At 56.6% G+C, this 13,004-nt stretch carries 9 protein-coding genes; 5 read left to right on the top strand and 4 right to left on the bottom strand.

Translation table 11 applies throughout. The features are described from left to right. Window positions 1-279: 279 nt before the first annotated feature. Complete coding sequence (locus dmul_RS08950) at window positions 280-1,662, top strand: sigma-54 interaction domain-containing protein (RefSeq protein ID WP_020876408.1); 1,383 nt, start codon at window positions 280-282, stop codon at window positions 1,660-1,662. Window positions 1,663-2,177: 515 nt separating this feature from the next. Here dmul_RS08950 and nifJ read toward each other — a convergent pair. The 3 genes from nifJ to dmul_RS08965 all read right to left on the bottom strand — a co-directional run bounded on the left by nifJ (window position 2,178) and on the right by dmul_RS08965 (window position 8,497). Continuing rightward, window positions 2,178-5,825, bottom strand: coding sequence for a pyruvate:ferredoxin (flavodoxin) oxidoreductase (gene nifJ, locus dmul_RS08955; RefSeq protein WP_020876405.1), 3,648 nt, complete (start codon window positions 5,823-5,825; stop codon window positions 2,178-2,180). Window positions 5,826-6,203: 378 nt separating this feature from the next. Then, a complete protein-coding gene (locus dmul_RS08960; protein ID WP_020876404.1) occupies window positions 6,204-7,811 on the bottom strand; it encodes a fumarate hydratase in 1,608 nt (535 codons plus the stop codon). Window positions 7,812-7,972: 161 nt separating this feature from the next. Next, window positions 7,973-8,497, bottom strand: a complete 525-nt coding sequence (locus tag dmul_RS08965; RefSeq protein WP_020876403.1) for a peptidylprolyl isomerase — start codon at window positions 8,495-8,497, stop codon at window positions 7,973-7,975. A gap of 289 nt (window positions 8,498-8,786) precedes the next feature. Here dmul_RS08965 and dmul_RS08970 point away from each other — a divergent pair, with 289 nt between their 5' ends. After that, window positions 8,787-9,212: a universal stress protein gene (locus dmul_RS08970; protein ID WP_020876402.1), complete on the top strand. Its 426-nt coding sequence runs from the start codon at window positions 8,787-8,789 to the stop codon at window positions 9,210-9,212. Window positions 9,213-9,346: 134 nt separating this feature from the next. On the opposite strand, the gene dmul_RS08975 is transcribed toward dmul_RS08970, so the two are convergent. Continuing rightward, window positions 9,347-9,643, bottom strand: a complete 297-nt coding sequence (locus dmul_RS08975) for an antibiotic biosynthesis monooxygenase family protein (RefSeq protein WP_020876401.1) — start codon at window positions 9,641-9,643, stop codon at window positions 9,347-9,349. Window positions 9,644-9,956: 313 nt separating this feature from the next. Here dmul_RS08975 and dmul_RS08980 point away from each other — a divergent pair, with 313 nt between their 5' ends. Genes dmul_RS08980 through dmul_RS08990 form a run of 3 tightly spaced genes read left to right on the top strand, consistent with a single transcriptional unit; the run spans window position 9,957 to window position 12,984 of the window. Continuing rightward, window positions 9,957-10,424: a Crp/Fnr family transcriptional regulator gene (locus tag dmul_RS08980; protein WP_020876400.1), complete on the top strand. Its 468-nt coding sequence runs from the start codon at window positions 9,957-9,959 to the stop codon at window positions 10,422-10,424. Between the two features lie 30 nt (window positions 10,425-10,454). Next, window positions 10,455-10,985, top strand: a complete 531-nt coding sequence (gene nuoE, locus dmul_RS08985; protein ID WP_020876399.1) for an NADH-quinone oxidoreductase subunit NuoE — start codon at window positions 10,455-10,457, stop codon at window positions 10,983-10,985. Beyond that, complete coding sequence (locus tag dmul_RS08990; RefSeq protein ID WP_020876398.1) at window positions 10,969-12,984, top strand: NADH-ubiquinone oxidoreductase-F iron-sulfur binding region domain-containing protein; 2,016 nt, start codon at window positions 10,969-10,971, stop codon at window positions 12,982-12,984. Before nuoE ends, dmul_RS08990 begins: the two co-directional genes overlap by 17 nt. Window positions 12,985-13,004 lie beyond the last annotated feature (20 nt).

Below are 13,004 nucleotides of genomic sequence, written 5' to 3' on the forward strand. Positions count from 1 at the left end.
AATCCTGTCACATTTGATTAAAGCAACAATCATGCCGTTTTATATCGCTTTTTCCGGTTTTCAAGTTGTTAAATTCACCACAAAAAAAAAATGAAGGTTGACATCTATCAAAGGATTATTAATGAATGTTAATAGTGTTAACTTAACACTTCAACGCTGCTGTCGTCATGGGGAGCGGAAAACGGTGTCGACAAAGGACGGACATGCTCTCTCGGCACCGGCCGCTGAAATCCGGAGATTGAATCAACAGCTTTATCGTATCGTATGGGGGAAAATGGGATGGACCTGTCAAAACACTGGAAGACGGTGGTGGAGACGCTTCAGGACGGCCTTATCGTCGTGGATCCCGGGGGAACGATCGTATTCGTCAATCCCGCCGCAGCGGATCTGACGGGGTATGCCCCCGAAGAGCTCGTAGGCCGGTCGTGCCGGATACTCGGGTGCACGGGGTGCGAAATCAAGGGCCGTGGTGCGGGGGAAACGTGGTGCGGGCTCTTCGACCGCGGGCAGGTCTCCATCAAACAGTGTACGATAACCGACCGGAGCCGGAGATCCGTCCACATCCTCAAGAGCGCCAGGGTTCTCAAGGATGCGGACGGCCGCGTGATCGGCGCTGTGGAAACCCTCAAGGACATGAGCCGTTTCATCCGGCAGCAGCAGGAGATCGCCGCCCTTCGCAAGAGCTGCCGCCTGGACGCGGGCTATCACGGTATCATCGGGGAGTCGCTGAAGATTCAGCGCCTCTTCGAACTCATCGAGAGCGTGGCCCGGTCGGACGCTCCCGTACTCGTTTTGGGAGAGAGCGGTACGGGAAAGGAACTCGTGGCGCGGGCCATCCACGACACCAGCGTCAGAAAAGAGGGGCCTTTCATCAAGGTCAACTGCGCGGCCCTTAATGAGAATCTGCTCGAAAGCGAGCTTTTCGGTCACGTCAAGGGGGCATACACGGGAGCGGAGCGATCCCGAATCGGCCGATTCGAGGCTGCCCACGGCGGAACGATCCTGTTGGACGAAATCGGCGATATTCCGTTGACCACCCAGGTAAAGCTGCTGAGGGTTCTGGAAGAACGCGAGATCGAACGCGTGGGGGATCACCAGCCTATTCCCGTCGACGTCCGCATCATCACCGCAACCAACAGGGACCTGGAGGAATTGATTCGGCAGGGGGCGTTTCGGGAGGACCTTTTTTTCCGCATCAATGTGTTTCCCATTCACTGTCCATCCCTGGCCGAACGACCGGATGACATCCCCCTGATTGTCAAGAGCTTCATCGACCAGCAGGGTGCGAAAGCCGGGAAAAGGATATCGGGCCTTACACCCGGGGCCATGGAAGCCCTGTTGGCGTATTCGTGGCCGGGAAACGTCCGGGAACTCCGCAATGCCGTGGAATATGCATATGTGCTCTGTCCCGGGGAGTGGATCGGGCGTGAGCATCTGCCGCCAAAAATATCCCGGATGAACGGTCTTTCGGCGGTCCGGGACGATGACGCAACGGCCACGACGGCAGACGCCGCGGCGCGGGAGCTGCTGGTGCATACCCTCAGAATGACCGGGGGCAACCAGTCGGAGGCGGCCAGACGGCTGAAGGTCAGCCGGGTAACAATCTGGAAACGTATCAAAAAATACGGCATCGACCTGGATGCCGAGATTCGACAACAGTAACGGCCCAATTTTTCGCTGTACAATCTGAAAAACGGTCTTAATTTTTTCATAAGTTGAGGTTACATGTCTGATAACCCCAAAGGTACCGAAATTTAAAGAACAAAACAGAAGAAAGGAGCTGATGATGGAAACAATAATGCTGATGATGCTGGTGGCGATGACAGGGCTCCTTTTCCGGGAGTCGCCTATACCGCGACGGGTAAGGGTAATGTTGAAGCGACGGTAGAAAATTACATGGACAGCACCCTTTCTTCAACACCTGGAGCAGGGGATCCAATGAAAAAACGCGGCCGGAACTCGGGGATGCCCGAGGAATGCCGGTCTTGGGGGTTGAGAGAGGATCTCGTCGACGAATGTAATACCGCGAAAATAAAGGCCGCCGGATAGGATAAGACCTGTTCGGCTGCCAAAGCAGGCAACGGCCGTCCCTGCAGGGGGACGGCCGTTGCCGTCAGTTCGGAATGCTGCGATTCCCCGTTCGGAATATCGAGCGGGGAATCATTGAGAAGACTGGATTAGTTGCCGCCGGCGCGACCGTCGTCACACGCTTCGCCGGTGCCGGGCCTGCCGCCGTGTTCCGGGGTTTCGGAAAGCACGCAGGCGTCCGTCGATCCTGCCGCCCCTATTTCAACTTCGGGCTTGGGAAGCTCGGGCGGCTGCATTTCCGAAAGCTGCTTGAGTTGCAGGTACCGTTCCATATACTGTGTTTCGATAGCGGCCCTCAGCTTTCTGGACTCTTCCGGGAAGAGTTTCTCGAGAGCGGCGTAACGGACCTCTCCGGAAAGGAACGTCTGGAGACTGCCGTCCGGGGCCTTGGATTCGAGAACAAAGGGATTCTTGCCTTCCTTTTTGAGGTCCGGGTTGAACCGATAGAGCGGCCAGTATCCCGAATCCACCGCCAGCTTCATCTCCTCCTGGGTCTTGCCCATTCCCTTCTTGATGCCGTGGTTGATACAGGGCGCATAAGCCATGATCAGGGACGGTCCGTCGTAAGCCTCGGCTTCCACAAGGGCTTTCAATGCCTGGTTCTTGTTGGCGCCCATGGAGATATTGGCCACATAGACATACCCGTAGGTCATGGCCATGGCCCCCATGTTCTTTTTGATGGTCTTCTTGCCTGACGCCGCGAACTTGGCTATGGAACCGATGGGTGTCGCTTTGGAGGACTGACCGCCGGTGTTGGAGTAGACTTCGGTGTCGTAGACCATGATGTTGATGTCTTCTCCCGACGCCATGATGTGATCCAATCCGCCGTAGGCGATGTCGTAAGCCGCGCCGTCACCCAGAAAGACCCAGTAGGATTTTTTGGTGAAGAGCTTCTGATAGCTCAGGATGTCGGCGAGCAGAGCGTTGCCTTCATAAGTCGGCAGCATGGCCTTCAGCCGGTCGCCGTATTTTTTGGAGCCGGCGGCATCCCTGGCGTTCTCGAGCCATCCCTGGAGAGCATCCTTGAGTTCCTGGGGGATATCGGTGTCGAGTGCCTGGGTAACGAGTTCCGCCAGCTTCCGGCGCTGCTGAAGCTGTGCCAGGAAGATGCCGTAAGTAAACTCGGCCGGGTCTTCGAACAGAGAGTTGCCCCAGGCGGGACCAAATCCGTCCTTGTTGACGCAATAGGGAATGGCCGGCGCCGAGCCTCCCCAGATGGAGGTGCATCCGGTGGCGTTGCCGATGACCATTCGTTCTCCAAAGAGCTGTGTGATCAGCTTGGCATAGGGCGTTTCGCCGCAGCCGGCGCAGGCGCCCGAGAACTCGAGAAGCGGCTGCTGGAACTGGCTTCCCTTGAGGGAGGTTCGGGGCATGAGATCGTCCCGGATCGGAAGGCTTTCCGCGTAGGCCAGGTTGGGCACCTGGGTATCCAGCTGGGTCTCGATGGGTTTCATGACGAGAGCCTTGGTCTTGGCGGGACAGATGTCCGCGCAGTTGCCGCAGCCCATGCAGTCCTGGCTGTAGACCTGGATCCTGAAATTGTATCCCTTGAGGTCCTTGCCCTTGGCCTCCAGAACGGCAAAATCTTCCGGAGCGTTTTTCGCCTCCGCTTCGGTGACGAGGAACGGGCGGATGGCCGCGTGGGGGCAGACCATGGCGCACTGGTTGCACTGGATGCAGTTTTCCGGAAGCCACTGGGGAACGTTGATGGCTACACCGCGTTTTTCGTATTTGGACGTGGCCACCGGGAAGATCCCGTCGGGATTGAAGGCGCTGACCGGCAGGCGGTCGCCCATCTGGGAAACCATGGGACGGAGGACATTGGTGATGAACGGCGGCTCGTCCCGTTTGACGGCGGGGCCGTCAGCAGCCGTGGCCCATGTCTCGGGGTAGTCGATCTGGACGAGTTTGTCGAGGGTTTTGTCGACGGCGGAGATGTTCATGTTGACGATTTTGTCGCCTTTCTTGCCGAACATTTTCCGGATCTGATCCTTCAGGTAGCCGATGGCGTCATCCACGGGGATGACATTGGCCAGCTTGAAGAAAGCCGTCTGCATGATCATGTTGATTCGTCCGCCCAGCCCCACCTCACCGGCGATGGAGACCGCATCGATGTTGTAGAATTTCAGTTTCTTCCGGGCGATGGTCCGTTTCATGGCGGCAGGCAGTTTGGCCTCCATCTCTTCCAGGCGCCAATTGGAGTTGAGCAGGAAGGTGCCGCCGCCCTTGATGCCGTCCAGGACGTCGTAGATGTCGACGTAGTTCGATTTGTGGCAGGCGATATAGTCGGCGGAGCGAATCAGGTAGGTGGACTGGATCGGCGTTTTCCCGAAACGAAGATGAGACATGGTGACCCCGCCGGATTTCTTGGAGTCGTAAGCGAAGTAGGCCTGCGCATACATGTCGGTGTTGTCGCCGATGATCTTGATGGCGCTCTTGTTGGCCCCAACGGTACCGTCCGCACCCAGCCCCCAGAATTTACACTGAACCGTCCCCTCGGGCGCGACGTCGAAGTTTTCGTCGTAATCGAGGGAGGTGTGGGTGACGTCGTCCTCGATGCCCACGTTGAAGTAGTTCTTGGGGCCCGCGGCTTTCAGGTTGTCGAATACGGCCTTGGCCATGCCCGGGTTGAATTCCTTGGATCCCAGACCGTAGCGGCCGTTGACGATGGCGGGCATCTCGCCCTTTTCCAGGAAGGCGGTGCAGACATCCTTGTAGAGCGGATCCCCCTTGGCGCCGGGCTCTTTGGTCCGGTCCATGACGGCGATGCGGGCAGCCGTCGCCGGGATCGCCGCAAACAGGTATTCCGGCGCAAAGGGGCGGTAAAGGCGGACCTTGACCAGGCCAACACTCTCGCCGCGATCGACTAGATAGTTGACCACTTCCTCGAAGGTCTCGCAGGAAGACCCCATGGAGATGACCACACGATCGGCTTCAGGATCCCCGACGTAATCGAAGGGACGATAGTTCCGGCCGGTCAAGGCGCTGACCTTTTTCATGTAGTCGGAGACGATGCCGGGCGTCTTGTCGTAATAGGCGTTTCGTGTTTCAACGCCCTGGTAGTAGACGTCGGGGTTCTGGGCCGTGCCCCGGAGTTCCGGGCGTTCCGGATTGGCCGCGCGTGCCCGGAATCTCGCAATGGCTTCCCAGTCGACCAGGTCGGCCATATCGGCGTAGTCGATGGTTTCGATCTTCTGGATCTCATGGGAGGTTCGAAAGCCGTCGAAGAAATGGACGAAGGGAACACTGGCCCTGATGGCGGAGAGATGGGCCACCAGTCCGAGATCCATCACCTCCTGAACCGAAGCCGAGGCGAGCAGGCCGAATCCGGTCTGGCGGACCGCCATGACGTCCTGGTGGTCGCCGAAAATGGACAGGGCGTGTCCGGCAATGGCGCGAGCGGTCACGTGAAGAACACCGGGAAGCAGTTCTCCAGACATCTTGTACATGTTGGGGATCATCAGGAGAAGCCCCTGGGAAGCGGTGAATGTGGAGGTCAATGCCCCTCCGGCCAGAGAACCGTGCACCGATGCCGCCGCCCCTGCCTCGGATTGGAGCTGGCGAACCAGAAGCGGCTGCCCGAAGATGTTTTTTCGTCCCCCGGCGGCCCATTCGTCGGCGATCTCTCCAATGGGAGATGATGGCGTAATGGGATAAATGGTGGCGACGTCGCTCATGGCGTAGGCCACGTGAGCGGCAGCGGTGTTGCCGTCGACGGTTTTCATTACTTTTGCCATAGCAGAATTTTCTCCTTCGTTATGTATGGTCAATCTGTTGCAAAAACAGAACGTACTTGCGCGAAAGGGTCGAATGAACTGAAATCAAATAGTTATTCCAATACAATGGAATTGTAAAGAAAAAAGTTTACTGATAAGCTGGAAAAGTGCATGTTAATCAAAATAAATAAAGAGAAATTAAAATGTTATATTGATAACCTTGTTATCCAATCACTGCTTCGACAAGCCTGTGGGTTTTTTTCACCCGGCGAAGGCGATCACCGGCCTGATGGCAGGTGCCAGCGGTAATGCCGGCCTTTCGGGCAAATCAGATATTGAAAGGGACGGGTGAAAAGGCGCCCGTTCCCGCGGCAAACGCGGGAACGGTGAGTAACATTATTACAGAAGGCCGTCAAAGAAATCGTTACCCTTGTCGTCCACGAGAATGAATGCGGGGAAGTCCTTGACGGTGATCATGTATATCGCCTCCATGCCCAACTCGGGATATTCGATGAGTTCCACATGGGTGATGCATTCCTTGCCCAGGCGGGCTGCCGGGCCGCCGATGGAGCCGAGATAAAACCCGCCGTATTTCTTGCAGGATTCGGTTACGACCCGGGAGCGGTTCCCCTTGGCCAGCATGACCATCGATCCGCCCCGTTCCTGAAAAATGGGGACATATGGATCCATTCGTGCGGCCGTCGTCGGTCCGAAGGATCCGGAGGCATACCCGTCCGGAGTCTTGGCCGGTCCGGCGTAATAGATGATGTGATCCCTGATGTACTGGGGCAGATCTTCACCCCTGTCGATGCGTTCCTTGAGTTTGGCGTGGGCGATATCCCGGGCAACGACGATTTTCCCGGTAAGGAGCAAGGGGGTGGATACGGGATGCCGGCTGAGAACGGCGCGGATCTCGTCCATGGGCTGGTTCAGGTCGATGCGAACCGCATCCGACGCCTCGTGGGTGATCTCGGGGAGGAACCGGGCCGGATGCGTTTCCAGTTTTTCCAGAAAAATACCGTCCCGGGTGATTTTGCCCCGGATGTTGCGGTCTGCGCTGCAGCTGACGCCCATGCCGATAGGGCAGGACGCGCCGTGTCTCGGAAGCCGAACGACGCGAACATCCAGGCAGAAATGCTTGCCGCCGAACTGCGCGCCAAGCCCCAGCGCCTGAGCGGCCTCGAGGAGGCGTTCCTCGAGCTCGAGATCCCGGAAGGCTTGCCCGCCTTCATTGCCCTGGGTCGGCAGTTCGTCCAGGTATTTGGCGCTGGCCAGCTTGACCGTTTTGAGGTTGAGTTCGGCCGAGGTTCCACCGATCACGAAGGCGAGGTGGTACGGCGGGCAGGCTGCGGTGCCGAGGGTCTTCATTTTGGCCGTGAGATACGCCGACAGGGTGTCGGGATGGAGTACGGCCTTGGTCTCCTGATAAAGATAGGTTTTGTTGGCCGAACCGCCGCCCTTGGCAATGAACAGGAACTTGTAGGCATCTCCCTTGACGGCGTGAATGTCGATCTGGGCCGGGAGATTGCAACCGGTGTTCTTTTCGGTGTACATGTCGAGGGGGGCATTCTGAGAGTATCTCAGGCTTGTTTGGGTGTAGGTGTTGAAAACGCCCCGGCTGAGGGCTTCCTCTTCGTTGAAGTCGGTCCAGACCTGCTGGCCTTTCTTGCCCATGATGACGGCGGTGCCGGTATCCTGACAGAGGGGAAAAGCCATCTCGGCCGATATGACGGCGTTTTTCAGCATTTCCAGCGCAACAAACCGGTCGTTTTTCGAGGCCTCGGGGTCGTCCAGGATGGCGGCTACTTGTTCGAGGTGGCTCGGTCGCAAGAGGTGGGAAACATCCCTGAAGGCCTGTTCTGCCAGCAAGGTCAACCCTTCGGGTTCGACAATGAGCATGGGCTTGCCTTCGAAGGACTTCACGCTGATATGGTCCCGGGTCAACAGGCGGTATTCCGTTGGATCCTCTCCTAGAGGAAACATCTCCTGAAATTTGAAAGCTACCATAAGACGACTCCTTTTGTGGCGCGGCTGCAGAAACGCACTTGCGGATGTAAATATGGGTACTCAACTGTCGACTTTCATGATGGTGACCGGCACCGGCCTATGCAAGTCGAAAGTTGAGCGGGCAAAAAGAAGAGGACCCGGAAAAGGATCCTGTTCCGACATTATCTCCGGATGGTGACCTTTTTCATGACGACGGCCTCGAGGGGCTTGTCCATGTGATTGGTTTTTACCCGTCCGATATTCTGAACAACGTCGAGGCCGCTCGTTACCTTGCCGAAAACCGTATGACGGCCGTCAAGATGCGGCGTGGCGTCCAGGGTGATGAAAAACTGGCTCCCATTGGTTCCCGGGCCGGCGTTTGCCATGGACAGGACGCCGGGACCGTCATGTTTGAGCCCGGGCCTGAACTCGTCCTTGAACTGGTACCCGGGACCGCCGTTGCCCATGCCGAAAGGGCAGCCGCCCTGGATCATAAAGCCTTCGATAACACGGTGAAAGGAGAGGCCGTCGTAAAAATTACCGCCCCGTTGGGTATCCTGTCGTCCTTCGGCGAGATTGACGAAATTCCATACGGTTTCCGGGCACTCCCCGGCAAACAGTTCAATCTCGAAATCGCCCATGTTCGTTTCGAAAACCGCCGTCAGGCGATCTGTTTTCTCTTTATAGTCACTTTTTTTCCCAATCATGATATTCTCCTGATAATGAATGATGATGCATTTGTACAACGTCGGTTTTCAGACGGTTTCGTCCATCGATTCGTTGCTTCAATCGGGCGCAGGCGTTGTCGGCGGAACGCTCACGGCAACGGAACCCCACCGAATCCAAACCGAAGTTGTAAATTGATAATGATAAACGATAGCATTTTAAGGTGTCAATAATAAACAACGACATTTCGGACGAACGGCAGTATTCCATTTAACGCCGCTACGCGTCTTCGGATGCCGTTTCATGAACCGCTGCCAAAGGAGGCCCTGCATGAAGCTCAAGAAAATTCTGGTGCCTGTTGACGGGTCGGAGAGTGCCGGAAGGGCGCTTGAATACGCGATCGAGCTGGTTAAACTGGTCGGAGACGCCGAGGTGCTCCTGGTTCATTGCCACAAACCCTTTCCCAGGCTGTTAGGGGAACCCTATCTCCAGGAGGCGATCAACAGGATTCAGGAGGACGCCGACCGGATTATCGATCCCTGCCGGGAGGTGCTCGGAAAAGCGGGAGTCGGATTCAAGGAACGCGTTCTGGAGGGTGCACCGTGGGAGAAGATCACCGAGGCGGCCGACATCGAAGCGTGCGATATGATCATCATGGGATCCCGGGGGTGCACTGATTTTCAAGGGCTGTTCCTGGGCAGCGTGACCCATCGCGTGCTTCATACCACCCCCTGTCCGGTGCTTGTCATACGGTAGAGGTGCAGGCTGAAAGACTGAAAGGCTGAAGACTGAAGGCTGAAGGGGCATCATCGCCCCATCCGTCGCACAGGCACCCCTTCAGCCTTCAGCCTTCAGCCTTCAGCCTATAGTCTTCAGCCTGCACCTTCGGGTCAATCGGTAACGCCGTATTGGAAGAGTTCGTATTCCGTTTTCCCACCGAGCAGGGCATCGATTTTGGCCTGAACATCCTGTCGCGTCTTGCTTAACAGCCATTTCTCCCAATCCTCGGCGGACTGCCACGTGCTGATCACCAGGAACACGTCCAGGCGGTCCATGCTTTTCAAGGTTTCTCCAGAGATATAACCCGGCTGCTGGGTGGCCAGCTGCCGCATTTGCCTGAAAAGCGGTATCATCTCTTTTGCCTTATCCCTGGGAACAACGCGTTTGATGAGAACTTTGACGGTCATCTCGGCCTCCTTTGGTTGTGTTCCGGGTATCTTTTCCTGCAACTTTCCTCGATCGGCCAAAAACTGAGGGTGAGACTAACATACGCCTGTTTCCGGAAATCATCAAGGCGTAACTTATAACTTTCGTGAGATCGACCGGAAAGGGGCGTGTCACGGCATTTGACATCTCTTTCGATATGAAATATGGTTCGTTTCTGAAAACGATCGTGTGCTTCGCGAATGCATCTATAAAGGGCTCAACTTTCGACTTTCATGAGCGTGATCGTAAAGATACGGCCTATCAAAGTCGAACGTTGAGTAAAGGGAAATACCCATGGAAAAATCGATGATTGTCGACGCGTTGGAGAAATGTGAGTTTTTTGATGGATTGAACAGGGCGGATATCCAGAGAATTGCAGGCATTTGCCGGTTCAAACCGTATGCCGCCGGAGAGACGATTTTCGAGCAGGGGGATTCCGGTGAGAATCTTTACGTTATCCTGGACGGCCTCGTGTTTCTGGAACGGTCCCTGGACCTGGGAAGCCGGAAGGGTCGGATCACGATTGAGAGCCTGGGAAAAGGCCGGGTCCTGGGCTGCTGGTCGACTTTGCTGAACGAAACCCATGTGATGATGTCCACGGCCACCTGCCGGGAGGCGACTGGAATCCTGGTGCTCAAGGGATCGGAATTGAGAGGGATAATGACGGAAAACGTGGCCTTTGGTTTCAATATCATGGAAAAATTCTGTCATATCCTGTTGGAGCGAATTCAGGCGGCCTACGGGGCCATGGAGAAGATCTGATCGGGGATCTCGATGGATGAGGAGTTGTCAATGGAAGACGAGATTCTTGCAAAGGAAGCGACCCTGATTGCGGAATTGCGCGCACGGATCGCCCGGGACTATACAAAGCAACGGGGAAATCTCATCCCCATGCTGCAACTGATGCAGGCCAAGCTGGCCTACCTCCCACCCGCAGCCATCGAAATCGTTGCCGAATATCTCGAGATTCCGCCATCCGAGGTTTTCGGCGTCGCCACCTTTTACAATCAGTTTCGATTCAATCCGCCGGGGAAATACCCCGTAAAGGTTTGCATGGGAACCGCATGCCATGTCAAGGGCGGCGACATCATCCTCGAAAATTTCGAGCGGCGGCTGGGCATCAAGGAAGGGGAAACCACCGAAGACCGGGAATTCAGCATCGAACGCGTTGCGTGTGTCGGTTGCTGTGCTCTTGCACCCGTAGCCTTGATCGGAGATGATGTCCATGCCCATATGGCCCCCAGCAAGGTCGAGGGTCTGTTTTCGCGAATTCAGATCCAAAAAGAGATCGCGGAGAGAAACAAACATGAATCCGGAAATTAAAGAGACTATCAAGACGAAATTTGACGCGCTCCGCCGGGAAGCCGTTCGACGGCAGGATCTGTTTCGTCTGTCGGCGGCACCGAAGATCCATATCGGCATGGCTACCTGCGGTATCGCCGCCGGCGCCCTCGAAACCAAGGCCGCCTTCGAAGAGACCCTCAAGGAACGGAATATCGAGGCGCATGTACACACCGTAGGCTGTCTGGGGCATTGTTACGCCGAGCCGGTGGTCATCATCGAACATCCGGATGCCGGGTTTCCCCCCATTTTTTACCATGAGGTGACCCCGGGCAAGGCAAAGATGCTGACGAAAATGTACATCGAGGGCGGAGACCCGCGATTCGAGCATGTTTATGGTGCCACCGAGGTGAACGACATGATCCCGTCGGTCATGGATTTTTCCCGGTTCAGCATGGAAAAACGGGTTGTCATGGATAAATGCGGGAAAATCGATCCCGACGACATCTACGAGTACATTGCAGCCGACGGATACGCCGCCCTGTTCCGAGCGCTTCAGATGCCGCCCGAAGAGATTGTCGACATGATCAAACAGTCCGGACTTCGAGGACGCGGCGGCGCCGGCTTTCCGACAGGCGTCAAGTGGGAAATGGCGTTTCGGGTCGAGCATGAAAACAAGATCGTCATCTGCAATGCGGACGAAGGGGATCCCGGCGCCTATATGGACCGAACCCTCCTCGAAAGCAACCCCCATCAGGTCCTGGAAGGGATGATGATCTGCGCATTGGCGGTGGGTGCCGATGCGGCTATCATCTATGTTCGTGCCGAATATCCCCTGGCGGTGAAAACCCTTGCCCGGGCGATTCGCCAGGCTCATGAACTCAATCTCCTGGGAGAAGGAATTCTGGGCAGCGAATTCAACCTCGAAATCGACATCTTCGAGGGATCGGGGGCGTTTGTCTGCGGCGAGGAGACGGGTTTGATTCAATCCATCGAGGGCTATCGCGGCATGCCCAGACATCGGCCGCCGTATCCGGTGAAAAGCGGCTTGTACGGTCGTCCGACCGTCATCAACAATGTCAAGACTCTCGCCCTGGTGCCGCCCATCGTGACTCAGGGCGCTGCCTGGTTCAGAGGCATCGGCACCGAAGGCAGCCCTGGAACGGCGGTTTTTTCCGTCGTTGGCGATGTGGTGCATCCGGGGCTGGTCGAGATTCCCATGGGGGTAACCCTGCGAACCCTCATTTTTGACATCTGCGGCGGCATCCCCAACCACAAGGGGTTTAAGGCGGTGCAGATCGGCGGACCCTCCGGCGGTTGCCTGCCGGAGTCGTTTCTGGACACGCCCATTGATTTCGATTCGCTCACCGGGGCCGGCGCCATGATGGGTTCGGGCGGAATGGTGGTCATGAATGAGGATACCTGCGTCGTGAATGTTTCACGGTATTTTCTGGATTTCACCCAGAAGGAATCCTGCGGTAAATGCACCTTTTGCCGCATCGGCACCCGGCATCTGCTGAGCATTCTCGACCGACTCACCTGCGGTACGGCGCACGAGGGCGACCTGGATTTGTTGGCGTCGCTTGCCGGGGATGTCAAGGCCGGGTCGCTCTGCGGTCTGGGAAAGACCGCGCCCAATCCAGTGCTGACCTCCTTGAAATACTTTCGGGACGAATACGAGGCCCACCTGAAAGAGGGGCGATGCCCGGGAATGATGTGCAGACCGCTCACGGCCTTCTATATCGATCTGGATGCCTGCGCCCGGGGATGCGATGCCTGTGCCCTCGTCTGCCCGACGGATGCCGTTTTTACCACCAGCACCCGAAAGAAAGGGATCGACCAGAGTCTCTGCGTCAAATGTGGGGAGTGCGTGGTGGCCTGTCCGCCTGAATACGATGCCGTGCGAAAGGTCTCTCCGCCGTCGCTGGCTCCCGTCATTCAAAGACCCGAGACGCCCCCGACGCCGGATGCCCGGGAAAGCGGGGATCCGATTGAGGATGAGAACCCGGAGACCTCGACCGACGCTTCCAAAGAGGGCTGATATACCCCATGGATGCGTTT

The sequence above is a fragment of the Desulfococcus multivorans genome, assembly GCF_001854245.1.
In the GTDB taxonomy this organism is placed as follows: Bacteria; Desulfobacterota; Desulfobacteria; order Desulfobacterales; family Desulfococcaceae; genus Desulfococcus; species Desulfococcus multivorans.